The following is a 23,575-nucleotide window of genomic DNA, read 5'->3' as shown; positions in this document are numbered from 1 at the left end:
TCGGTTCGCGCAGTAGGGTGGACGGGCCGAAAGCCCGCTGAATCTCAAGGGAGACAGGACGTGTCCCGTCAGGTGTTCCTCTACGACCCACCGGAGCGGTTCGTGGCCGGTACGGTCGGGCTGCCTGGACGTCGTACGTTCTTCCTGCAGGCTTCCGCAGGGGGGCGCACCACCAGCGTCGCTCTGGAGAAGACCCAGGTCGCCGCTCTCGCCGAGCGCATCGACGAACTGCTCGACGAGGTCGTGCGGCGCACCGGCGGCAACGCTCCGGTGCCGGCCATGGCGCCGACGGACATCGCCGACACGGCGCCGCTCGACGCGCCGATCGAGGAGGAGTTCCGGGTCGGCACGATGGCGCTGGCCTGGGACGGCGAGGAACAGCGCATGATCGTCGAGGCGCAGGCGCTCGTCGAGCTGGACGCGGACTCCGAGGAGGATCTCGCCGAGGCCGAGGAACGGCTGCTCCAGGACGAGGAGAACGGTCCGCCGATGCTGCGCGTCCGGCTGACCGGCGCGCAGGCGAGGGCTTTCGCCAAGCGCGCCCTGGACGTCGTGAACGCGGGGCGGCCGCCGTGCCCGCTGTGCAGCCTGCCGCTCGACCCGGAGGGACATGTATGTCCGCGCCAGAACGGATACCGCCGCGGGGCGTGACCACCTCCGCGACGGCCGCCGTGTCCCCTCTCGACCTCCTCACCAAGGGGGAGCTGACGGTCAAGGGCCAGATCCGTGAGGCGTCCAACGCGGTGCTGTACTGCTCCGTCTCGTACGAGGGCGAGGAGGCGCACTGCGTGTACAAGCCGATCGCCGGCGAGCGGCCGCTGTGGGACTTCCCGGACGGGACGCTCGCACAGCGGGAGGTCGCGGCGTTCGAACTCTCCGAAGCGACCGGGTGGGGTCTGGTGCCGCCCACCGTCCTGCGGGACGGCCCGTACGGCGAGGGCATGGTCCAGCTGTGGATCGAGGCGGATCCGGGCGCGGAGCTGCTCGCCCTCGTGGCGGACGACGAGCCGGGTGACGGCTGGAAGGCGGTCGGCACCGCGGAGGTGGGGGAGGGCCGCACGGCGCTCCTCGTGCACGCCGACGATCCGCGGCTGCGGCGGCTCGCCGTGCTGGACGCGGTGATGAACAACGGTGACCGCAAGGGCGGGCATCTGCTGCCGACGGCCGACGGCCGGCTCTACGCGATCGACCACGGGGTCACCTTCAACGTCGACGACAAGCTGCGCACCCTGCTCTGGGGCTGGGCGGGCGAGCCCCTGCCGGCGGAGGCGGTCGAGGTCCTGGGCGCCCTCGCGGACGCCCTCTCGGACGGCGGCGTGCTGTCGAGGCGCCTCGCGGAGCTGATCACCCCGGCGGAGGTGGTGGCCGTCCACGCCCGTGTCACCGCACTGCTGGCCGACTCCCGCCACCCGGAGCCCTCCGGCGCCTGGCCCGCGATTCCCTGGCCGCCGGTGTAGCCCCGGGCGGTCGTGCGCACAGGGCACCGCCCAGGCACAGGGCACCGCCGTGAGCAAGAGTGCCGAACCGGCCAAGAGGCGGTATCCGGTTCGTTTCCGGAAGGGGCGTCCGGTTACGCTCAAGGCATGCATGCCTGGCCCGCTTCCGAGGTCCCCGCCCTGCCCGGCACGGGCCGCGACCTCCGGATTCACGACACCGCGACCGGAGGACTCGTCACCCTCGAGCCCGGTCCCGTCGCCCGTATCTACGTCTGCGGCATCACCCCGTACGACGCGACCCACCTGGGTCACGCGGCGACCTACAACGCGTTCGACCTCGTGCAGCGCGTGTGGCTCGACACCAAGCGCCAGGTTCACTACGTGCAGAACGTGACCGACGTGGACGACCCGCTCCTGGAGCGGGCCGTGCGCGACGGGCAGGACTGGACCGAGCTCGCGGAGCGCGAGACCGCGCTGTTCCGCGAGGACATGACCGCCCTGCGGATGCTGCCCCCCGCCCACTACATCGGCGCCGTCGAGGCCATACCCGGCATCGTGCCGCTCGTCGAGCGGCTGCGTGACGCCGGGGCGGCGTACGAACTCGACGGCGACATCTACTTCTCCGTCGAGTCCGACCCGCACTTCGGCGAGGTGTCGAACTACGACGCCGACGTCATGCGCGCCCTGTCCGCCGAGCGCGGCGGCGATCCCGAGCGCCCCGGCAAGAAGGACCCGCTCGACCCCATGCTCTGGATGGCCGCCCGCGAGGGCGAGCCCAGCTGGGACGGCGGCAGCCTGGGCCGCGGCCGGCCCGGCTGGCACATCGAGTGCGTCGCCATCGCCCTCGACCACCTCGGCATGGGCTTCGACGTCCAGGGCGGCGGCTCCGATCTCGCCTTCCCGCACCACGAGATGGGCGCCTCGCACGCCCAGGTCCTCACCGGCGAGCACCCGTTCGCCAAGGCGTATGTGCACGCCGGCATGGTCGCGCTCCACGGCGCGAAGATGTCCAAGTCCAAGGGCAACCTGGTCTTCGTCTCCGCGCTGCGCCGCGACGGCGTCGACCCCGCCGCCATTCGGCTCGCGCTCCTCTCCCACCACTACCGCGCCGACTGGGAGTGGACGGACGCGGTGCTCCGGGAGGCGGTGGAGCGGCTCGCCCGCTGGCGCGCCGCAGTGTCGCGCCCCGACGGCCCGTCCGCGGACGCACTCGTCGAGGAGATCCGCGCGGCGCTGGCGAACGACCTGGACGCCCCCGCCGCGCTCGCTGCCGTCGACCGCTGGGCCGCTCGCCAGCAGGCGGACGGCGGTACCGACGAGGGTGCGCCCGGCCTCGTGTCGCGCGCCGTGGACGCCCTGTTGGGCGTTGCCCTGTAGTCCTCCACCCGTAGGTCATCCGCCCCCGGACTCGCGTCGGAGTCCGGGGGCGGGTCTGTTCTAGCCATGGCGCTCATGCGCGTTTCTGCGGTAAATACGGCCCATGCAATCACCAATACGCATCAGAGCGGTGGTGGCCGGGGCTCTGCTCGGTCTCCTCACGGTGTTCGCAGGACCGGGCGGCGCCCACGCCGAACCGGCTCCCACCACCGTCGGGGACGTCACCGGCTTCACCGCCGAAGGATCCGTCTACCGGCTGAGCGCAGGGCAGGCCGAGGCCCGCGTCAGCTTCGTCTCGCCGGAGACCTTCCGGCTCGAACTCGCCCCGGACGGCACGTTCACCGACCCGGCCGGGGGCGACATCGTCCTGCCGCAGGGCCGGCCGCCCGCCACGCGCTGGAAGGACCGCGGCGACCGCTACGAGCTCAGCACGTCCGAAGTGACCCTGCGCGCCTACAAGTCACCGCTCCGATTCGCCTTGTACCGCGCCGACGGGACCCGGCTGTGGGCCGAGACCACGGGCCTGACGTGGAGTGAGGACCGGACCACCCAGACCCTCGCACGCGGCGCCGACGAGCAGTTCTACGGCGCCGGCATGCAGAACGGCCGCGGCAACACCTCCCACCGCGGCAAGACCGTCGAGGTCGGCGTCGACTACAACTGGAACGACGGCGGCCACCCCAACTCGGTCCCGTTCTACCTCTCCTCGGCCGGCTACGGCGTCTACCGCAACACCTACGCCCCCAACACCTACGCCTTCGGCGAGCCCGTGACCGCCACGGCCGAGGAAGAGCGCTTCGACGCCTACTACTTCGCCGGTCCCGCCATGAAGGACGTGATCGGGCAGTACACGAAGCTCACCGGCAAGCCCTTCCTGCCGCCCGTCTACGGCCTGGAGATCGGTGACGCCGACTGCTACCTCCACAACGCCAACCGCGGTGAGCGCCACACCCTCGACGCGCTGAAGGTCGCCGACGGCTACGTCGAGCACGACATGCCCAACGGCTGGATGCTCGTCAACGACGGCTACGGCTGCGGCTACGAGAACCTCGCCGAGACCGCCCAGGGCCTCCAGCAGCGCAAGATGCAGCTCGGCCTGTGGACCGAGGACGGCCTCGACACGCTCGCCGAGCAGGTCAGGGCGGGCCAGCGGGTGGCCAAGCTCGATGTCGCCTGGGTCGGCGCCGGCTACAAGTTCGCCCTCGACGGCTGCAAGGACGCCTACGCCGGCATCGAGGGCAACAGCGACGCCCGCGGCTTCACCTGGGCCCCCGAGAGCTGGTCGGGCGCACAGCGCTGCGGCGTCCAGTGGTCCGGGGACCAGGCCGGCAGCTGGGAGTACATCCGCTGGCAGATCCCGACCTACGCGGGCGCGTCGATGTCCGGCCTCGCCTACACGACGGGCGACGTGGACGGCATCTTCGGCGGCAGCCCCGAGACGTACACCCGTGACCTCCAGTGGAAGATGTTCCTGCCGGTCACGATGACCATGGACGGCTGGGCGGCCAGCGATAAGCAGCCCTTCCGCTACGGCGAGCCGTACACCTCGATCAACCGCGACTACCTCAAGCTGCACGAGTCGCTGCTGCCGTACATCTACTCGCACGCCCACGAGGCGACGAAGACCGGCGTCGGCCTGGCCCGCCCGCTCGTCCTCGAATACCCGGACGACCCCGCGGCGGCGACGGACGCGGGCAAGTACGAGTTCCTCAGCGGCGAGGACTTCCTCGTCGCGCCCGTCTACCAGGACGCCGCCGAACGCGACGGCATCTACCTCCCGAAGGGGACGTGGATCGACTACTGGAGCGGACGGACGTACGAGGGTCCGGTCACCGTCGACGACTACAGCGCGCCGCTCGACACGCTGCCGCTGTTCGTCCGGGCCGGTGCCACCGTCCCGATGTGGCCCGGAGGCATCCGCTCGTACGCCGACCGCACCGCGGACTCGCCGCTCGCCTGGGACATCTATCCGCAGGGGAACTCGTCGTTCACGCTCTACGAGGACGACGGCGTGACGCGTGAGCACCGCGCGGGGAAGTACGCCACGCAGCGCGCCGAGGTGGAGGCGCCGAAGCGGGGCGCGGGCGACGTGACCGTGCGGATCGGGGCGAGTCGCGGCTCCTACGACGGCAAGTCGCGGGCGCGGCCGTACGAGTTCACCGTGCACACCGCCGACGCACCGCGCTCCGTCGGGCTGAACGGCCGTGATCTGCCGAGGCTGGGCGGCCGGGCGGCGTTCGACGTGGCCGGACAGGGCTGGTGGTACGACCAGGACGACCGCGGTGGCGTGGTCAGGGTGAAGACGGCGGCGCTGCCCACCGACCGCGGCTTCGAGCTGGAGCTGGAGGACACCGCGGCGGTCGGCGGCGCCGTGCCGGGTGCCGCTGCCCTCGTGTCGGCTCCCGCCGGGCAGGAGTTGGGCGCCGGCGCGCCCGGGAAGGTCGCGGTCGAGGTGACCGCGGGCAGCCGTGACGCCACCGGTGTGGCGGTCTCGCTGGAGGTCCCGGAGGGCTGGCGGGCGACGCCCGCGGCGACGGTGGACCGCATCCCCGCGGGCACCACCCGGCGGATCGAGGTCGACGTCACCCCGGCCAGGGACGCCGAGCCCGGTGAGGCGACGCTCACCGCGGCCGCCCGCTACCGGACGGCCGGCGCGTCCCGCACCACGGTCCAGCGGTTCGCGGTCGGAGTGATGCCCGAACCCCCGTCCGGCGACGTCTGGGCGAGCGATCTGGTGTGGCTGACGTCCGGCAACGGCTGGGGACCGCCCGAACGGGACCGCAGCAACGGCGAGTCGGGCGCGGGCGACGGACACACGCTGACGCTCGCCGGAACGACCTACGAGAAGGGGATCGGCGCACACGCCGACTCCGACATCGAGGTCTACCTCGGCGGGCGCTGCACCTCGTTCACCGCGGACGTCGGCATCGACGACGAGATCAACGGCTATGGCGAAGTGGCCTTCTCGGTCGAGGCGGACGGCAAGGTGCTGTGGACCTCGCCCGAGCTCACCGGTGCCTCGGCCACCGTCCCGGCCGAGGTCGACGTGACCGGCGCACGCCACGTCCATCTCAAGATCACCGACACCAACTCCTCGAAGTCCGGCGACCACGGGGACTGGGCTGCGGCCCGCTTCCGCTGCGCGTAGCGCGTAGCGCCTCCGGCGGGGTGGGGCCGTCCTCCGGCTTTCCCCCCCCGTCGGAGGCGCGGCGTTCGCCGGTGGGGGCGGGGCTCGGCATCCGGCCGCCGGTGCGGGGTGCGGGGTGCGGCGTTCGCCGGTGGGCGGAGGGATTGCCCTCCGGCTGTCCCGCCGTGGGAGTGCGGCTGCTCCGGTGGGTGGCGGGGCGTGGCCCCTCCGGGCTCGACTCCTCGGGGGTGGCGGCGTACAGGCGTACGAGGTTGCGCAACCGGGTGTCTGCCGCCACCCCCTGCGGGGCCGACCCTCCACGGCCCCGCCCCTGGGCTCCACGGCCCCGCCCCGGGGCATCGACGCCGGGTGCGGACCGCCCTGGGCCGTTGCCCCGCCACCCAGTTCGTGGACACTCGTCCCGCAGGGCGGGACAGGTGGCACAAACCCACCCACTGGGTCGCACCCGGGAGCGAAAGGACTCGCACCGGCGGCGCAGCCCGGGCTCGTCGGCCCGGGCCGAGGTCAGTCGTCCTCGGAGGTGTCCGAAGCGTCCGAGGAGTCCGAGTGCCGGTCGCCGGACTCGGAGCCCTGATCCGGGTCCGGCTCAGGGCGCGGCGGCTTCGGTGGGCGCGTGCGGCCGCTCGACGCGTCGCGCAGGTAGGAGCTGCCGTCACCGCTCTCCGTCGCGTGGCCGGGGCCGGTGGGGCCCGGTCCGCCGTCGCGCCGTCGCAGATACCGCTCGAACTCGCGCGCGATGGCCTCGCCCGACGCCTCCGGGAGCTCGGCGGTGTCCCGCGCCTCCTCCAGCGTCTGCACGTACTCGGCCACTTCGCTGTCCTCGGAGGCCAGTTGGTCCACGCCCAGCTGCCAGGCGCGGGCGTCCTCCGGCAGCTCGCCCAGCGGGATGCGGAGGTCGATGAGGTCCTCCAGCCGGTTCAGCAGGGCCAGCGTCGCCTTCGGGTTGGGCGGCTGCGAGACGTAGTGCGGCACGGCCGCCCACAGCGACACGGCCGGCACCCCGGCGTGCGTGCACGCCTCCTGGAGGATGCCCACGATGCCCGTCGGGCCCTCGTACCGCGTCTCCTCCAGGTCCATCCGCCGGGCCAGGTCCGGGTCCGATGTGACCCCGCTGACCGGCACCGGACGGGTGTGCGGGGTGTCGCCCAGCAGGGCCCCCAGGATCACCACCATCTCGACGCCCAGCTCATGGGCGAAGCCGAGCAGCTCGTTGCAGAACGAGCGCCAGCGCATGGACGGCTCGATCCCGCGGACCAGCACCAGATCGCGGGGCTTCTCGCCGCCGACCCGGACCACGGAGAGCCGGGTGGTGGGCCAGGTGATCTTCCGTACCCCGCCGTCCAGCCACACCGTGGGCCGGTTGACCTGGAAGTCGTAGTAGTCCTCGGCGTCGAGCGCCGCGAACACCTCTCCCTTCCATTCCCGGTCCAGATGCGCGACCGCGGTGGAGGCGGCGTCGCCGGCGTCGTTCCAGCCCTCGAACGCGGCCACCATGACCGGGTCGATCAGCTCGGGAACCCCCTCGAGCTCGATCACCCAGTGCCTCCTTCCGACGTTCCCTTGCGTACGGACCAACCTTACGGCTTCACGGGTGCCCGCCCGAGCCCCTGTGCACGCCTGGGTGAACTTCGATGACCCAGAGGCATAGGCCGGGGGAAATGCGGAACATGCCCCCGTATTCATCCGAGCTGTCAGCGGTTTTCTCGGTCGCGACCCTGGACGCCGCCCTCGGGGCGACGCTATACATCGGATGACCATCCGAGGTGCGAGGTCAGGGTTCCCAGGGAGGGCGTGCATGAGTCAGACCGTCACCGAGGTCGAGGTCCACGACGTCAGGTTTCCCACCTCGGAAGAGCTCGACGGCTCCGACGCCATGAACCCCGACCCCGACTACTCCGCCGCCTATGTCGTCCTGCGCACGGACGCGGGCGACGAGGGCCACGGCCTCTGCTTCACCATCGGGCGTGGCAACGATGTCGTGGCCGCCGCCGTCGAGGCGCTGCGCCCCTACCTCGTCGGGCGCCCGGCCCCCCGCACCGCGGCCGGCCTCGCCGCCCTCCACCGCGACCTCACCCACGACTCCCAACTGCGCTGGCTCGGCCCCGAGAAGGGCGTGATGCACATGGCCGCCGGGGCGGTCGTCAACGCGGCCTGGGACCTCGCCGCGACGGGCGCCGGGCTGCCGGTGTGGGAGTTCCTCGCCTCGATGACCCCCGAGGAGCTCGTCTCCCTCGTCGACTTCCGCTACCTCACCGACGCCCTGACCCCGGACGAGGCCCTCGCGATCCTGCGCGCCGCCGAGCCCGGCCGGGCAGAGCGCGCCGAACGGCTGCGCGACGGGGGCTACCCCGCGTACACCACGACGCCCGGCTGGCTCGGCTACGACGACGCGAAACTGGTCCGCCTCGCCAAGGAGGCCGTGGCCGACGGCTTCGGCCAGATCAAGCTGAAGGTCGGCGCCGACCTCGACGACGACGTACGGCGGATGAGGCTCGCGCGGGAGGCCGTCGGACCCGCCGTGCGCATCGCCGTCGACGCCAACCAGCGGTGGGACGTCGCGGAGGCCGTGCGCTGGATGGCGGCCCTCGCACCGTACGACCCGTACTGGATCGAGGAGCCCACCAGCCCCGATGACGTCCTCGGGCACGCCGCCGTGCGTGCGGGACAGCCGGTGAAGGTCGCCACCGGCGAACACATCGCCAACCGCGTCGTCTTCAAACAGCTCCTCCAGGCCGAGGCCGTCGACTTCGTCCAGATCGACGCCGCACGCGTCGCCGGGGTCAACGAGAACCTCGCGATCCTGCTGCTCGCGGCCAAGTACGGCGTCCCGGTCTGCCCGCACGCGGGCGGGGTAGGACTGTGCGAACTCGTCCAGCATCTCGCGATGTTCGACTACGTCGCCGTCTCCGGCAGCAAGGAGGACCGCGTCATCGAGTACGTCGACCACCTCCACGAGCACTTCACCGACCCGGTCGTCGTCGAGAACGGGCACTACACCGCCCCGCGCGCCCCCGGCTTCTCCGCCCGGATGCACCCCGAGTCGCTCGCCGCCCACCGCTACCCCGACGGGCCCGTCTGGCAGGCCCGCCGATCCGCCCAGGAGGCCGTCCAGTGATGACATCGCCGCCACCGGTGCGCGACTTCGACGGAATGGTCGCCATCGTCACCGGCGGGGCCTCCGGCATCGGTGCCGCGGTCGCCGCACTGCTCATCGACAGGGGCGCCCGGGTCGCCGTCCTCGACCGGGACCCGGCCGGCGCGCCCGCCGCGGCGCTCGCCGTGAAGGCCGACGTCACCGACGACACGGCCGTGCGTACCGCCATCGACGACATCGTGAGCGAGTACGGCAGCCTGCACACCGTCGTCTCCAACGCCGGCATCGGCGCCATCGGCACCGTCGCCGACAACGCGGACGACGAATGGCGGCGGGTCCTCGACATCAACGTCCTCGGCATGGTCCGCACCGCCCGCCACGCCCTGCCCCATCTGCGGGCGGCCGCCGCCGAGCGCCCCGGCTGCGTCTCCATCACCCAGACCTGCTCCATCGCCGCCACCGCGGGGCTGCCCCAGCGCGCCCTCTACAGCGCCTCCAAGGGCGCGGTCCTCTCCCTGACCCTCGCCATGGCCGCCGACCACGTCCGCGAGGGCATCCGGGTGAACTGCGTCAACCCCGGCACGGCCGACACCCCTTGGATCGGCCGGCTCCTCGACCGGGCCGACGACCCCGTGGCCGAACGGGCCGCGCTCGCATCCCGCCAGCCCAGCGGACGGCTGGTCGCCGCGGACGAGGTCGCCGCCGCCGTCGCCTACCTCGCCAGCCCCGCCGCGGCCGCGGTCACCGGCACGGCGCTCGCGGTCGACGGCGGAATGCAGGGACTGCGCCTGCGCCCCGCCACCTGAACCCCGGGCGGCCCGACCCGGACCCCGCACCCGCAAGCTGCAACCGCAAGCCGCATCCACACCCGCACCCGCACCCGAGCCAGAGCCGCAACCCAGAGAAGGACAGGACCATGAGAGTGCGTACGACAACCGCCGCGGCCTGCGCCGTACTGCTCGCCGTCACGGCCCTCGCGGGCTGCAACCGCGACCAGGGCGGCGGCTCGGGAGCCGCGGGCAAGGTGGGCATCGACCTGCCCCGCAGCGACACCGACTTCTGGAACTCGTACCAGCAGTACATCGAGAAGGGCGTCAAGGACGGCGAGGTGGACGCCCTCCCGCTGACCAACTCCCAGAACGACATCGGCAAGCTCGTCTCCAACGTCCAGGTCTTCACCGACCAGGGCGCCAAGGCCGTCGTCATGGCCCCCCAGGACACCGGCGCGATAGCCGAGAGCCTCCAGCAGCTGGAGGAGAAGAAGATCCCCGTCGTCACCGTCGACACCCGCCCGGACGAGGGCAGCGTCTATATGGTCGTACGGGCCGACAACCGGGCCTACGGCGAGAAGGCGTGCCAGTACCTCGGCGAGCAACTGGGCGGCAAGGGCAAGGTCGTCGAGTTCCAGGGCGACCTCGCCTCGATCAACGGCCGCGACCGCTCCGAGGCGTTCAAGTCCTGCATGGACAAGAACTTCCCCGGCATCCAGGTCTTCGAGCTGGCCACCGACTGGAAGGGCGACGTCGCCTCCGCCAAGCTCCAGTCCACGCTCGCCGCCCACCCCGACATCAACGGCATCTACATGCAGGCCGGCGGCGCCTTCCTCCAGCCCACGCTCGCCCTGCTGGAGCAGAAGAACCTGCTCAAGGCCCCCGGCACGCCCGGCCACATCACGATCATCTCCAACGACGGCATCCCGGAGGAGCTGGACGCCATCCGCGCCGGGAAGATCGACGCGACCGTCTCCCAGCCCGCCGACCTCTACGCCAAGTACGCGCTCTTCTACGCCAAGGCCGCCCTGGAGGGCAAGACCTTCAAGGAGGGCCCGACCGACCACGACTCCACCATCATCAAGATCCCGAACGGTTTCGAGGACCAGCTCCCGGCGCCGCTGGTGACCAAGGACAACGTGGACGACCCCAAGCTGTGGGCCAACCAGCTGGAGAAGTAGTCATGTCGACGTCGTCAGTGCACCCGGCCGTGCATGCGGAAGGCATCGTCAAGCGCTTCGGACCGACGCTCGCGCTCGACGGCGTACGCCTCACGGTCGCGCCCGGTGAGTCCCACGCGCTCGTCGGGCGCAACGGCGCGGGCAAGTCCACCCTCGTCAGCGTACTGACCGGACTGCACAAGCCGGACGCGGGCACGGTGGCCTTCGGCGGCGAGCCCGCCCCGGCTTTCGGCGAGACGGCCGCCTGGCAGTCCAAGGTCGCCTGCGTCTACCAGAAGTCCATGGTCGTCCCCGAACTGACCGTCGCCGAGAACCTCTTCCTCAACCGCTTCGAGGCCGGCGGCCAGGGCGGCGGGTTCATCAGCTGGCGCAGGCTGCGGCGGCGGGCCGAGGAACTCCTCGCCGAGTACGGCGTGAGCGCCGACCCCACCGCCAGGGCGAAGGATCTCGCCGTCGAGCAGCGCCAGTTCGTGGAGATCGCCCGGGCCCTGTCCTTCGGCGCCCGGCTGATCATCCTCGACGAGCCCACCGCGCAGCTCGACGCCCGCGGCATCGACCGGCTCTTCGACAAGCTCCGCGAACTCCAGGGCCAGGGGGTGGCGTTCCTCTTCATCTCCCACCACCTCCAGGAGGTGTACGAACTGTGCACCGCCGTCACCGTCTACCGTGACGCCCGGCACGTCCTCACCGCCCCGGTGGCCGGGCTCGCCAAGGACGACCTCGTCACCGCGATGACCGGCGAGGCCACCAGCACCGTCACCGCCTGGCACGCCGCGGCGAGCACCGTACGGGACGCCCCGCCGGTCCTGCGCACCGAAGGACTCGCGCTCGACGGCCAGTTCGACCCGCTCGACCTGGAGGTGCGTCCGGGCGAGGTGCTCGGGCTCGCGGGCGCCGCGGCAAGCGGCAACACCGCACTCGGCGAGACCCTGGCGGGGCTGCGCAAACCGACCGCGGGACGGATCACCGTACGCGACAGGACCGTCCGGCCGGGCAGCGTCCCGCACGCGCTCGACGCAGGCATCGGCTACGTCCCGGAGGACCGGCACATCCAGGGTCTCGTCCACGACCGCAGCGTCGCCGAGAACGCCACCCTCACCGTCGCCGACCAGCTCGGCCCGTGGGGGACCGTACTGCCCTCCCGGACAAGGGAGTTCGCCCAGTCGATGATCACGTCGCTCGACATCAAGACCCAGGGCCCGCAGCAGAAGGTCTCCGGGCTCTCCGGAGGAAACCAGCAGAAGGTCGTGATCGCCCGAGCCCTGGCCCGCCGGCCCAGCGTGCTGGTCGCGGTGCGGCCCACCGCCGGAGTGGACGTCAAGTCCAAGGACTCGCTGCTCGGCGTGGTGCGCCGGGTGGCCGACGAAGGCAGCGCAGCCGTGATCATCTCGGACGAGCTGGACGATCTGAGGGTGTGCGACCGGGTGCTCGCCCTCTTCCACGGGCGGGTGGTCGCCACGTACGGAACGGGGTGGACCGACCGAGAACTGGTCGCCGCCATGGAAGGAGTGGGGGAGCGGGCATGACCGAGACAGAGACCGTACGGCCCCGGGCGGCCGGCCGGATCGCGGACGAGAGCCCGCTGAACCGGCTCCAGCTGATCCGGTGGAGCGACTTCTCGCTCGTGCCCGTGATCCTCGTCCTGATGGTGATCGGCTTCATCGTGTCGCCGGTCTTCCTCACCTCCACCAACCTCATCAGCGTCGTCCAGCAGTCCTCCGAACTCAGCCTGCTGGTGCTGGGCCAGGCGCTCATCCTCATCTGCGGCCGGATGGACCTGTCACTGGAGTCGACGATCGGCATCGCCCCGGTCATCGCCATGTGGCTGATCCTGCCGGCGGAGGGCGGGCGGTTCGCGGGCCTCGAACTGCTGCCGGCCTGGGCGGCGATCCCCGTCTGCCTGCTCGTCGGCCTCGCCATCGGTGCCGTGAACGGCTTCCTGATGCTCAAGCTGCGGGTGAACGGATTCATCGCGACCCTCGGCATGCTCACCATGCTGCGCGGTCTCCACATCGGCATCACCGAGGGCAAGTCGATCACCGATGTCCCGGAGTCCTTCCGCTACCTCGGCAAGACCGACTGGCTCGGTGTGCCGGCCGCGGTGTGGATCTGCCTCGCCCTCTTCGCGATCGGCGGCGCGGCGCTCGCGTATCTGCGCCACGGGCGCGCCCTGTACGCCATCGGCGGCAACCCGGAGGCGGCGCGGGCCGCGGGCATCCGCGTGGACCGCATCACCTGGGTGGTCCTCGCCGTCGGCGGGCTGCTGGCCGCGTTCGCGGGAATCCTCTACACCGGCCATTACGGCTCGGTGGCCGCGACCCAGGGCAACGGCTGGATCTTCCAGGTCTTCGCGGCGGCGGTCATCGGCGGCATCAGTCTGAAGGGCGGCCGGGGAACGCTGTTCGGGGCGCTGACGGGCGTGCTGACGCTCCAGCTCGTCGTGAACGTGATGACGCTGGGCGGGGTCCCGGCACTGTGGAACCAGTTCCTGAACGGAGCGATCATCATCGTGGCGCTGGTGATCTCGCGGTTCGCGAGCGGCGAGAAGCAGGACTGACGGGCGCTCGCGGCACAGGACCGAGGGGCGCTCCGGCGCAGGACCGACGGGCGTCCGGCGGACCCTGCTCCGGCTCGGCCTTCGTACGGGGAGGACGTATCCCAGCCGGGTACGGCCCGTGTGCGGCACCGGCGCCGCACACGGGCCGCGCCGGACACGGGCCGTACCGGACACGGGCCGTACCGGACACGGGCCGTACCGGACACGGGCCGTACCGGACACGGGCCGTACCGGACACGGGCCGTACCGGACACGGGCCGTACCGGACACGGGCCGTACCGGACGGGCCGGTGGACCGGGGCCGAGTGGTCTGCCCGGTCCTGCCTACAGCGTCGACCGGAGCCACTGCTCCACGCTCGCGATGTGCACCGTCGCCCATGACCGCGCCGCCTCCGCGTCGCGGTCCCGGAGCGCCGCGAGGATCGCCCGGTGTTCGTGGAGCGTGCGGCTGACCGCGTCCTCCTGGGTCAGGCCCCGCCAGACCCGCGCACGCGTCGTCGGCCCGGAGAGGCCGTCGAGGAGCGAGCAGAGCACGGAGTTGCCGGAGGACTGCACGATGCCCCGGTGGAACTCCAGGTCAGCGGCGACGAGTTCCTCCACCGACGGCTCGGTGCCCAGCGCGTCCAGCTGTGCGCCGAGCGCGTCCAGCTCGGCCTCGCTGATCCTGGACGTCGCCATCGCGGTCGCCGCCGGCTCCAGGATCCGGCGCACGGCCAGGAACTCCAGGACCGTGTCGTCCCGGTGGAAGTCCACGACGAAGCTCAGCGCCTCCAGCAGCAGCTGCGGGTCGAGGCTGGTGACGTACGTGCCGTCGCCCTGGCGCACGTCGAGGATCCGGATCAGCGACAGCGCGCGCACCGCCTCCCGCAGGGAGTTGCGGGACAGGCCCAGCTCGGAGGCGAGTTCGCTCTCCTTGGGGAGCCGGTCGCCAGGCCGCAGCGCACCGGAGACGATCATCCCCTTGATCTTCTCGATCGCCTCGTCGGTGACAGCCATACCGTTCCCCCTCGCGTCGATTCATCCGATGTCTGAGCGTACAACGGGGGCGGCCCCGCAAGGAGCCGCCCCCGTCACCGTCCAGTGGGCCGTCAGACCTTCCTGGCCAGCAGGGACTCGACCCTGGCCCGGATCTCGTCCGTCGCCAGACCCCGGATCGTCAGCGTCGTGCGCCGCCGCAGCACGTCGTCCGCCGTCTCGGCCCACTCGTGGTCCCGGGCGTAGACGACCTGAGCCCAGATCTCCGGGGCGTCCGGGTGGATCCGCTCCGCCAGCGCCGGGTCGTCGTTGGCCAGCCGGGCGATGTCGAAGGACAACGAGCCGTAGTGGGTGGCCAGATGGCGCGCCGTGTCCGCGGACATCCGCGGGCCGGGCTCCGGGCCGTCCACAAGCAGGCGGTGGGCGACGGCGCGCGGGTTGGCGATGCCCGGCAGCGGGAGCTTCCTCGGCAGCTGCGAGATCGGCTCCATGTCATCGACGAGCGGCCGTCCCGGCAGCTCGGCCAGCTTGTTCATGACCGTACGGCCGATGTGGCGGAAGGTCGTCCACTTGCCGCCGGCCACCGACAGCATGCCGCCGCTGCCCTCGGTGACGACCGTCTCGCGCTTGGCCTTGGAGGTGTCACCGGGGCCGCCCGGCAGCACCCGCAGACCCGCGAACGAGTAGGTGACCAGGTCGCGCGAGAGCTGCTGGTCGCGGATGGAGAAGGCCGCCTCGTCGAGGATCTGGGCCGTGTCCTGCTCGTTGACCGCGAGATCCGCCGGGTCGCCCTCGTACTCCTCGTCGGTCGTACCGAGCAGCAGCATGTCCTCCCAGGGCAGGGCGAACGTGATGCGGTACTTGTCGATCGGCGTCGCCAGCGCGGCCCGCCACGGCGAGGTGCGCTTGAGCACCAGGTGGGCGCCCTTGGACAGCCGGATGGAGGGCGCCGCCGCCGGGTCCTCCATCTTCCGCAGGTGGTCCACCCACGGACCGGTCGCGTTGAGCACGAGGCGCGCGCTGACGCCGAACTCACTGCCGTCGGTACGGTCCTTGAGCTCCGCGCCCGTCACCCGGCCCTTGGTGAAGCGCAGCCCGGTCACCTCGGCGTGGTTGAGGACGACGGCCCCCGACTCGACGGCCGCGCGCACTGCCATCAGCGCCATCCGGGCGTCGTTCATCTGGTCGTCGCCGTAGACCGCGACGGCCTTCAGGTTCTCCGTGCGCAGCTCGGGCACGTCGCGCTGGGCCTTGGCGGGGGAGATGACATGGCCGACGCCGTCACCGAACGCCGAGAGCGCCGAGTAGGCGAAGACGCCCGCGCCGAGCTTGGCGGCGCCGTGCGGGCCGCCCTTGTAGACCGGCAGGTAGAAGGTGAGCGGGTTGGAGAGGTGGGGGGCCACCTCGCGGGAGAGCGCCCGCCGCTCGAAGTGGTTCTCCGCGACCAGCCTGACCGCGCCGGTCTGCAGATAGCGCAGACCGCCGTGGAGCAGCTTGGAGGAGGCCGAGGAGGTGGCACCGGCGAAGTCGCCGGCGTCCACCAGGGCCACCCGCAGCCCGGCCTGTGCGGCGTGCCAGGCGGTGGAGATCCCCAGAATGCCGCCGCCGATCACCAGGAGGTCGTACGTTGCCTTGGCAAGCTGCTCCCGGGTCTCGGCGCGGCTCGGAAGGGAACCGGAGACCGGGTGCGTCCCCAGCGCGGGAACGCTCTGCAGGGTGGTCATTCGATAGCTCCTCGTCAGCTCTCGTCGTGCTCGAGCCAGCCCATGGTCCGCTCGACGGCCTTGAGCCAGTTCTTGTACTCGTGGTCACGCTTTTCCGCGTCCATGTGCGGAGTCCATTCGGCGGCCCGGCGCCAGTTGGCGCGGAGCGCGTCGGTGTCGGGCCAGAAGCCGACGGCCAGGCCGGCGGCGTAGGCGGCGCCGAGGCAGGTCGTCTCGGCGACCATCGGCCGCACCACGGGTGCGTCGAGGACGTCCGAGAGGGTCTGCATCAGCAGGTTGTTGGAGGTCATGCCGCCGTCGACCTTCAGCGACGTCAGCTCGACGCCGGAGTCCTTGGTCATGGCGTCGGTGATCTCGCGGGTCTGCCAGGCGGTGGCCTCCAGCACGGCGCGGGCGATGTGCGCCTTGGTGACGTACCGGGTCAGACCCGCGATGACACCGCGGGCGTCGGAGCGCCAGTAGGGGGCGAACAGACCGGAGAAGGCGGGGACCACGTAGGCGCCGCCGTTGTCCTCGACGGACGCGGCGAGCGTCTCGATCTCGGGGGCGGAGTTGATCAGGCCCATCTGGTCGCGCATCCACTGGACGAGCGCGCCGGTGACGGCGATGGAGCCCTCCAGCGAGTACACCGGAGCGTCGTCGCCGATCTTGTAGCCGACGGTGGTGATCAGACCCGAGTAGGAGTTGATGATCTTGTCGCCGGTGTTCATCAGCAGGAAGGTGCCGGTGCCGTACGTGGACTTCGCCTCGCCCTCGGCGAAACACGTCTGGCCGAACAGGGCGGCCTGCTGGTCACCCAGCGCGGAGGCGACCGGAACGCCCGCGAGGACACCCTCCTTGACGTGTCCGTACACCTCGGCGGAGGAGCGGATCTCCGGCAGCACGGCCATGGGCACCTCCATGGAGTGGGCGATCTTGTCGTCCCACTCCATGGTGTGGAGGTTCATCAGCATGGTGCGCGAGGCGTTGGTGACGTCGGTGACGTGCCGGCCGCCGTCGACACCGCCTGTCAGGTTCCAGATGACCCAGGAGTCCATGGTCCCGAAGAGGATGTCGCCGCGCTCGGCGCGCTCGCGCAGGCCATCGATGTTGTCGAGCATCCAGCGGACCTTGGGGCCCGAGAAGTAGCTCGCCAGCGGCAGACCGGTCTCGCGGCGGTAGCGGTCCTGGCCGACGTTGCGCCCCAGCTCCCTGCAGAGCGCGTCGGTGCGGGTGTCCTGCCAGACGATCGCGTTGTGGACGGGCTCACCGGTGTTCTTGTCCCAGAGCAGCGTGGTCTCGCGCTGGTTGGTGATGCCGACGGCCTTGACGTCGGCGGCGGTGATGCCGCCCTTCTCGATGGCGCCGGCGACGACCTCCTGGACGTTGGTCCAGATCTCGGCGGCGTTGTGCTCGACCCAGCCCGGCTTCGGGAAGATCTGCTCGTGCTCCTTCTGGTCGACCGAGACGATGCGGCCGTCCTTGTCGAAGACGATGCAGCGGGAGGAGGTGGTGCCCTGGTCGATGGCCGCGATGAACGGGCCGGCGGTGTGTGCGTCGGTCACGGTGTGCTCCTGGAAGTTCTGAGGGAAGGGCGTACGGCTCACGCGAACGCGATCTGGTAGATACCCGCGGCGATGGCCGCGCCGATCAGCGGTCCCACGACCGGGATCCATGCGTAGCCCCAGTCGGAGCCACCCTTGTTCCGCATCGGGAGCAGTGCGTGCACGATGCGCGGGCCGAGGTCACGGGCGGGGTTGATGGCGTAACCCGTCGGACCGCCGAGCGAGAAGCCGATGGCGACGACGACGAAGGCGACGTACAGGCCGGCGAGGGGGCCAAGGCCCTTGCCGCTCTCGTTCAGGCCGATGGTGAGGATCGCGAGGACGAGCACCGCCGTGCCGATGATCTCGGTGACCAGGTTCTGCCAGACGTTCCGGATCTCGGGACCGGTGGAGAAGATGCCGAGCACGGGACCGGCCTTGGGTGCGGCCTTCTTGTCGACCAGGCCCTCGTCGAGCGGCGGGGGCACGACCTCCGGGTCCGCCAGATGGGCCTTGAACTGGCCGTAGTACGTGAGCCAGGCCAGGAAGGCGCCGAGCATGGCGCCGATGAGCTGGCCCGCGATGTAGACGGGGAAGTTGCTCCAGTCCCCGCTCTTGATCGCGATGCCGAGCGTGACCGCCGGGTTGAGGTGCGCACCGGACATGGGGCTGGAGATGTAGACCGCCGTCATGACGGCGAAGCCCCACCCGAAGGCGATGGCGATCCAGCCGGCGCCCTGTGCCTTGGAGCGCTTGAGTACGACGGCGGCGACAACGCCGGCGCCGAGCAGGATGAGTACGGCGGTACCAATGATCTCGCCGATGAAGATGTCGGAGCTGGACACCCGCGACTCCTTTGTCCTTCGTCCAGGGGAAGGCGAACCACGGGTCCCTCCGTGGTCCGCGCCCTCGGAGATGAGAGCGATGCCGGCCCTTGGCGTTGCCACACTCTAACGTGTATTGCCGGTAGGTGTTCGACAATGCCGACCGATGAACGGCAGTTTTGCCCTCCGGTTAACACGACGTCAAGGGTTGTGCAGCCGTTGACCCCGATCGTTATCGATGATGCGCCGGAACGATCAGAACCGCCCGGCGGAGCGGTTCGCCGCCGGTCAGGGCCGCTCTGTGAAACGGTCGGTGCCGCCCGGCGGAACGCGAGGACGGGGCCCGCCGCAAGGGGTGCGGGGGGCGCGGCGAAGCGGTCAGAACCGCCCGGCGCCCAGGTCGCGGGAGACCGCACGCGCACAGTCCCGCACCGCCGCCACGAGTTCGGAGCGCAACTCTGCCCCGTCGCACACCCGCTCCACGGCGCCCGTGATGGCGACCGCGCCCACCGGCATCCGGCGGCGGTCGTGAATGGGCGCGGCCACCGCGGCCACGCCCTCCCAGGTCTCCTCGACGTCGGCCGCCCAGCCCCGCGCCCGCGTCAGGTCCAGCAGCTCCTCGAACTCCACCAGGTCCGTGACGGTCCGCGGCGTGAACGCCTTGCGGTCGACCTCCATGGCCTCGCTGTGTGCCACCGGGTCGTATGCCGTCAGCACCTTCCCCAGGGCCGTCGAGTGCAGCGGCTGCATCGCACCGACCTCCAGCACCTGGCGGCTGTCGTCGGGCCGGAACACGTGGTGGACGATGAGCACGCCGTGCTGGTGCAGCACCCCCAGATGGACGCTCTCGCCGCTGGACCTGGCCAGGTCGTCCGTCCAGACCAGGGCCCGCGCCCGCAGCTCGTGCACGTCCAGGTAGCTGTTGCCGAGCCGGAGCAGCTCCGCCCCCAGCTGGTAGCGGCCCGACGCCTCGTCCTGCTCGACGAAGCCCTCTGCCTGGAGGGTGCGCAGGATGCCGTGCGCGGTGCCCTTGGCCAGTCCGAGCGAAGAGGCGATGTCCGACAGCCCGAGCCGGCGCTCGCCGCCCGCGAGCAGCCGCAGCATCGCCGCCGCCCGCTCGAGCGACTGGATGTTCTTCGCCATCTCGCCTCCGGCCTGCCCTTCTCACCCATGGTTCGACAATGCTGAACACTATCGGCCGATGCCGAATCCGTGTTACCGCGTGAATAGTGTCGCAAGACAGTGCGGATCGAGACATCATCGAGTCATCACCCAGTTGCCGGGTACAGCATGGCGTCCACCGGCTGGGACGGGACGCCGCATCGCAGCGGGCCCGGCTACCCTGGCCGGGTGCGCCTTCCGCAGGGAAGCCGCAAAGCCGACAGCCGTCGCATCCCAGGGAGCACATCCATGGCCTCGTTGCCGACCCCCTCCGCCGACAGCCGGACCCGAGCCGCCGCACTCCGCGAGGCCCTCGCCACCCGAGTGGTGGTCGCCGACGGGGCGATGGGCACCATGCTCCAGGCCCAGGACCCGACCCTGGAAGACTTCCAGAACCTCGAGGGCTGCAACGAGATCCTCAACGTCACCCGTCCGGACATCGTCCGTTCGGTCCACGAGGCGTACTTCGAGGTCGGCGTCGACTGCGTCGAGACCAACACCTTCGGGGCCAACTTCGCGGCGCTCGGTGAGTACGACATCGCCGAGCGTGTGTACGAGCTGTCGGAGGCGGGCGCCCGCATCGCACGCGAGGCGGCGGACGCGTTCACGGCCTCGACCGGCCGCCAGCGGTGGGTGCTCGGCTCGATGGGTCCGGGCACGAAGCTGCCGACGCTGGGCCACGCCCCGTACACGCCTCTGCGCGACGCCTACCAGCAGAACGCGGAGGGCATGATCGCCGGCGGTGCGGACGCCCTGCTGGTGGAGACCACCCAGGACCTGCTCCAGACCAAGGCCGCCGTCATCGGCGCCCGGCGGGCCCTCGAAGCCGGCGGCCTCGACCTTCCGCTGATCGTCTCGGTGACGGTCGAGACGACCGGCACGATGCTCCTCGGTTCCGAGATCGGTGCGGCGCTGACCGCGCTGGAGCCGCTCGGCATCGACATGATCGGTCTGAACTGCGCGACCGGCCCGGCGGAGATGAGCGAGCACCTGCGCTATCTGGCCCGCCACTCGCGCATCCCGCTGTCCTGCATGCCGAACGCCGGTCTGCCCGTCCTCGGCAAGGACGGCGCCCACTACCCGCTCACGGCCCCTGAACTCGCCGATGCCCAGGAGACGTTCGTCCGCGAGTACGGGCTGTCCCTGATCGGCGGCTGCTGCGGCACGACGCCGGAGCACCTGCGCCAGGTCGTCGAGCGCGTACGGAACCTGGCCCCGGCCGAGCGGGCCCCGCGCCCCGAGCCGGGCGCCGCCTCGCTGTACCAGACGGTGCCGTTCCGCCAGGACACCTCGTACCTGGCGATCGGCGAGCGGACGAACGCCAACGGGTCGAAGAAGTTCCGCGAGGCCATGCTGGAGGGCCGCTGGGACGACTGCGTGGAGATGGCGCGCGACCAGATCCGCGAAGGCGCCCACATGCTCGATCTGTGCGTGGACTATGTCGGCCGTGACGGGGTCGCCGACATGGAGGAGCTCGCGGGCCGTTTCGCCACCGCCTCCACGCTGCCGATCGTGCTGGACTCCACCGAGGTGGAGGTCATCCGCGCCGGTCTGGAGAAGCTCGGCGGCCGGGCGGTCATCAACTCGGTGAACTACGAGGACGGCGACGGCCCCGAGTCGCGCTTCGCGAAGGTGACCCGGCTGGCCCAGGAGCACGGCGCCGCGCTGATTGCCCTGACCATCGACGAGGAGGGCCAGGCCCGCACCGTCGAGACGAAGGTCGCCATCGCCGAGCGGCTGATCGCGGACCTCACCGGCAACTGGGGCATCCACGAGTCCGACATCCTCATCGACACGCTCACCTTCACCATCTGCACCGGCCAGGAGGAGTCCCGGCGCGACGGCATCGCCACGATCGAGGCGATCCGCGAACTCAAGCGCCGTCACCCGGAGGTCCAGACGACGCTGGGCCTGTCGAACATCTCCTTCGGCCTCAACCCGGCCGCGCGGATCCTGCTCAACTCGGTCTTCCTGGACGAGTGCGTGAAGGCCGGCCTGGACTCGGCGATCGTGCACGCCAGCAAGATCCTGCCGATTGCGCGCTTCGACGAGGAGCAGGTCACCACCGCCCTCGACCTGATCCACGACCGCCGCCGTGAGGGCTACGACCCGCTCCAGAAGCTGATGGAGCTCTTCGAGGGCGCCACCGCCAAGTCCCTGAAGGCCGGAAAGGCCGAGGAACTCGCCGCACTCCCGCTGGAGGAGCGCCTCAAGCGGCGCATCATCGACGGCGAGAAGAACGGCCTGGAGGCCGACCTCGACGCGGCGCTGGCGGACCGCCCGGCGCTCGACATCGTCAACGAGACGCTTCTGGACGGAATGAAGGTCGTCGGTGAGCTCTTCGGCTCCGGGCAGATGCAGCTGCCGTTCGTGCTCCAGTCGGCCGAGGTGATGAAGTCCGCGGTCGCCTATCTGGAGCCGCACATGGAGAAGTCCGATGCTGAGGGCAAGGGCACCATCGTCCTCGCCACGGTCCGCGGCGACGTCCACGACATCGGCAAGAACCTCGTGGACATCATCCTTTCCAACAACGGCTACAACGTGGTCAATCTGGGCATCAAGCAGCCCGTCTCCGCGATCCTGGAGGCCGCCGAGGAGCACCGGGCCGATGTCATCGGCATGTCCGGCCTCCTGGTGAAGTCCACCGTGATCATGAAGGAGAACCTGGAGGAGCTGAACCAGCGCAAGCTGGCGGCCGAGTATCCGGTCATCCTCGGCGGTGCGGCGCTGACCCGGGCCTATGTCGAGCAGGACCTCCACGAGATCTACGAGGGCGAAGTCCGCTACGCGCGCGACGCCTTCGAGGGCCTGCGGCTGATGGACGCACTGATCGCCGTCAAGCGCGGCGTCCCCGGCGCCGCCCTGCCCGAGCTCAGGCAGCGCCGCGTCCGCGCCACCACGAACGCGGTCGTGGAGGAGCGCCCGGAGGAGGGCGCCGTACGCTCCGACGTCGCCACCGACAACCGGATCCCCGAGCCGCCCTTCCGGGGCACCCGCGTCGTCAAGGGCATCCAGCTCAAGGAGTACGCCTCCTGGCTGGACGAGGGCGCGCTCTTCAAGGGCCAGTGGGGCCTCAAGCAGGCACGCACCGGCGACGGGCCGACCTACGAGGAGCTCGTCGAGACCGAGGGCAGGCCGCGCCTTCGCGGCTGGCTGGACCAGCTGCACACGCAGAACATGCTGGAAGCGGCCGTCGTCTACGGCTACTTCCCCTGTGTGTCCAAGGGCGACGACCTGATCCTGCTGGGCGAGGACGGCTCGGAGCGCACCCGCTTCACCTTCCCGCGCCAGCGCCGCGGCCGCCGCCTGTGCCTCGCCGACTTCTTCCGCCCGGAGGAGTCCGGCGAGACCGATGTCGTCGGACTCCAGGTCGTCACCGTCGGTTCGAAGATCGGCGAGGCCACCGCGAAGCTGTTCGCCTCCGACTCCTACCGCGACTACCTCGAACTGCACGGGCTCTCCGTCCAGCTCGCCGAGGCCCTCGCCGAGTACTGGCACGCCCGTGTCCGCTCCGAGCTCGGATTCGCCGGCGAGGACCCGGCCGATATGGAGGACATGTTCGCGCTCAAGTACCGCGGCGCCCGCTTCTCGCTCGGTTACGGAGCGTGCCCGGACCTGGAGGACCGCGCGAAGATCGCCGAGCTGCTCGAACCCGAGCGGATCGGCGTGAAGCTCTCCGAGGAGTTCCAGCTCCACCCCGAGCAGTCCACGGACGCCATCGTGATCCACCATCCGGAGGCCAAGTACTTCAACGCGCGGTGACCATTCGCGCGCTTTCGCCGCGCGCGACGTACACTGGTCGGTC

Annotated in this window: 16 protein-coding genes; 10 read left to right on the top strand and 6 right to left on the bottom strand. The window is 71.0% G+C overall.

Translation table 11 applies throughout. From position 1 onward, the window contains the following. The first annotated feature begins 60 nt into the window (after positions 1–60). The 4 genes from KK483_RS05590 (at position 61) to KK483_RS05575 (ending at position 5,961) form a co-directional block, all read left to right on the top strand. Positions 61–651, top strand: a complete 591-nt coding sequence (locus KK483_RS05590) for a DUF3090 domain-containing protein (protein WP_262004097.1) — start codon at positions 61–63, stop codon at positions 649–651. Then, positions 615–1,457 (top strand): SCO1664 family protein, encoded by an 843-nt coding sequence (locus tag KK483_RS05585; protein ID WP_262004096.1) that lies wholly within the window; start codon positions 615–617, stop codon positions 1,455–1,457. Before KK483_RS05590 ends, KK483_RS05585 begins: the two co-directional genes overlap by 37 nt. 126 nt (positions 1,458–1,583) lie before the next feature. Next, positions 1,584–2,813, top strand: a complete 1,230-nt coding sequence (gene mshC, locus KK483_RS05580; protein WP_262004095.1) for a cysteine--1-D-myo-inosityl 2-amino-2-deoxy-alpha-D-glucopyranoside ligase — start codon at positions 1,584–1,586, stop codon at positions 2,811–2,813. A 103-nt stretch (positions 2,814–2,916) separates the two neighbouring features. Then, positions 2,917–5,961: an NPCBM/NEW2 domain-containing protein gene (locus KK483_RS05575; RefSeq protein ID WP_262004094.1), complete on the top strand. Its 3,045-nt coding sequence runs from the start codon at positions 2,917–2,919 to the stop codon at positions 5,959–5,961. A gap of 504 nt (positions 5,962–6,465) precedes the next feature. On the opposite strand, the gene KK483_RS05570 is transcribed toward KK483_RS05575, so the two are convergent. Next, positions 6,466–7,497 carry a PAC2 family protein gene (locus KK483_RS05570; RefSeq protein WP_262004093.1) on the bottom strand — a complete coding sequence of 344 codons (1,032 nt, stop codon included), beginning with the start codon at positions 7,495–7,497 and terminating at the stop codon, positions 6,466–6,468. Between the two features lie 259 nt (positions 7,498–7,756). Here KK483_RS05570 and KK483_RS05565 point away from each other — a divergent pair, with 259 nt between their 5' ends. The 5 genes from KK483_RS05565 (at position 7,757) to KK483_RS05545 (ending at position 13,563) form a co-directional block, all read left to right on the top strand. Further along, positions 7,757–9,076 carry an enolase C-terminal domain-like protein gene (locus tag KK483_RS05565; RefSeq protein WP_262004092.1) on the top strand — a complete coding sequence of 440 codons (1,320 nt, stop codon included), beginning with the start codon at positions 7,757–7,759 and terminating at the stop codon, positions 9,074–9,076. Then, a complete protein-coding gene (locus tag KK483_RS05560) occupies positions 9,076–9,861 on the top strand; it encodes an SDR family NAD(P)-dependent oxidoreductase (RefSeq protein WP_262004091.1) in 786 nt (261 codons plus the stop codon). The genes KK483_RS05565 and KK483_RS05560 overlap by 1 nt, the downstream gene beginning before the upstream one ends. A gap of 110 nt (positions 9,862–9,971) precedes the next feature. Beyond that, positions 9,972–11,006: a sugar ABC transporter substrate-binding protein gene (locus KK483_RS05555; RefSeq protein WP_262004090.1), complete on the top strand. Its 1,035-nt coding sequence runs from the start codon at positions 9,972–9,974 to the stop codon at positions 11,004–11,006. A 2-nt stretch (positions 11,007–11,008) separates the two neighbouring features. After that, positions 11,009–12,532 (top strand): sugar ABC transporter ATP-binding protein, encoded by a 1,524-nt coding sequence (locus tag KK483_RS05550; RefSeq protein ID WP_262004089.1) that lies wholly within the window; start codon positions 11,009–11,011, stop codon positions 12,530–12,532. Then, positions 12,529–13,563, top strand: a complete 1,035-nt coding sequence (locus tag KK483_RS05545) for an ABC transporter permease (RefSeq protein WP_262004088.1) — start codon at positions 12,529–12,531, stop codon at positions 13,561–13,563. Before KK483_RS05550 ends, KK483_RS05545 begins: the two co-directional genes overlap by 4 nt. A 324-nt stretch (positions 13,564–13,887) precedes the next feature. On the opposite strand, the gene KK483_RS05540 is transcribed toward KK483_RS05545, so the two are convergent. From KK483_RS05540 to KK483_RS05520, 5 genes are all read right to left on the bottom strand, one after another. Then, the gene (locus tag KK483_RS05540; protein WP_242333245.1) at positions 13,888–14,559 is read right to left on the bottom strand and encodes a FadR/GntR family transcriptional regulator; all 672 of its coding nucleotides are present in this window, start codon (positions 14,557–14,559) and stop codon (positions 13,888–13,890) included. A gap of 92 nt (positions 14,560–14,651) precedes the next feature. Further along, positions 14,652–16,262: a glycerol-3-phosphate dehydrogenase/oxidase gene (locus KK483_RS05535; RefSeq protein WP_262004087.1), complete on the bottom strand. Its 1,611-nt coding sequence runs from the start codon at positions 16,260–16,262 to the stop codon at positions 14,652–14,654. A 14-nt stretch (positions 16,263–16,276) separates the two neighbouring features. Then, on the bottom strand, positions 16,277–17,806 hold the full coding sequence (gene glpK, locus KK483_RS05530; RefSeq protein WP_262004086.1) for a glycerol kinase GlpK: 1,530 nt from the start codon (positions 17,804–17,806) through the stop codon (positions 16,277–16,279). Between the two features lie 38 nt (positions 17,807–17,844). After that, positions 17,845–18,630 (bottom strand): MIP/aquaporin family protein, encoded by a 786-nt coding sequence (locus tag KK483_RS05525; protein ID WP_262004085.1) that lies wholly within the window; start codon positions 18,628–18,630, stop codon positions 17,845–17,847. Positions 18,631–18,987: 357 nt separating this feature from the next. Continuing rightward, positions 18,988–19,752 carry an IclR family transcriptional regulator gene (locus tag KK483_RS05520; RefSeq protein ID WP_262004084.1) on the bottom strand — a complete coding sequence of 255 codons (765 nt, stop codon included), beginning with the start codon at positions 19,750–19,752 and terminating at the stop codon, positions 18,988–18,990. A 267-nt stretch (positions 19,753–20,019) separates the two neighbouring features. On the opposite strand from KK483_RS05520, the gene metH reads away from it, so the two are divergent. Then, on the top strand, positions 20,020–23,532 hold the full coding sequence (metH, locus tag KK483_RS05515; RefSeq protein ID WP_262004083.1) for a methionine synthase: 3,513 nt from the start codon (positions 20,020–20,022) through the stop codon (positions 23,530–23,532). Positions 23,533–23,575: the final 43 nt, after the last annotated feature.

The organism is Streptomyces sp. FIT100, assembly GCF_024584805.1.
Lineage (GTDB): Bacteria > Actinomycetota > Actinomycetes > Streptomycetales > Streptomycetaceae > Streptomyces.
The sequence above is the reverse complement of the archived record's forward strand: the minus strand, read 5'-3'. Positions and strand labels throughout refer to the sequence as shown.

What these genes read in the sequence shown, in the direction of transcription:
- KK483_RS05565 (WP_262004092.1), top strand. Translation starts at nt 7,757, where the DNA reads ATGAGTCAGACCGTCACCGAGGTCGAGGTCCACGACGTCAGGTTTCCC.
- KK483_RS05535 (WP_262004087.1), bottom strand. Translation starts at nt 16,262, where the DNA reads ATGACCACCCTGCAGAGCGTTCCCGCGCTGGGGACGCACCCGGTCTCC.
- metH (WP_262004083.1), top strand. Translation starts at nt 20,020, where the DNA reads ATGGCCTCGTTGCCGACCCCCTCCGCCGACAGCCGGACCCGAGCCGCC.
- KK483_RS05585 (WP_262004096.1), top strand. Translation starts at nt 615, where the DNA reads ATGTCCGCGCCAGAACGGATACCGCCGCGGGGCGTGACCACCTCCGCG.
- KK483_RS05550 (WP_262004089.1), top strand. Translation starts at nt 11,009, where the DNA reads ATGTCGACGTCGTCAGTGCACCCGGCCGTGCATGCGGAAGGCATCGTC.
- KK483_RS05545 (WP_262004088.1), top strand. Translation starts at nt 12,529, where the DNA reads ATGACCGAGACAGAGACCGTACGGCCCCGGGCGGCCGGCCGGATCGCG.
- KK483_RS05520 (WP_262004084.1), bottom strand. Translation starts at nt 19,752, where the DNA reads ATGGCGAAGAACATCCAGTCGCTCGAGCGGGCGGCGGCGATGCTGCGG.
- KK483_RS05560 (WP_262004091.1), top strand. Translation starts at nt 9,076, where the DNA reads ATGACATCGCCGCCACCGGTGCGCGACTTCGACGGAATGGTCGCCATC.
- mshC (WP_262004095.1), top strand. Translation starts at nt 1,584, where the DNA reads ATGCATGCCTGGCCCGCTTCCGAGGTCCCCGCCCTGCCCGGCACGGGC.
- KK483_RS05555 (WP_262004090.1), top strand. Translation starts at nt 9,972, where the DNA reads ATGAGAGTGCGTACGACAACCGCCGCGGCCTGCGCCGTACTGCTCGCC.
- KK483_RS05575 (WP_262004094.1), top strand. Translation starts at nt 2,917, where the DNA reads ATGCAATCACCAATACGCATCAGAGCGGTGGTGGCCGGGGCTCTGCTC.
- KK483_RS05540 (WP_242333245.1), bottom strand. Translation starts at nt 14,559, where the DNA reads ATGGCTGTCACCGACGAGGCGATCGAGAAGATCAAGGGGATGATCGTC.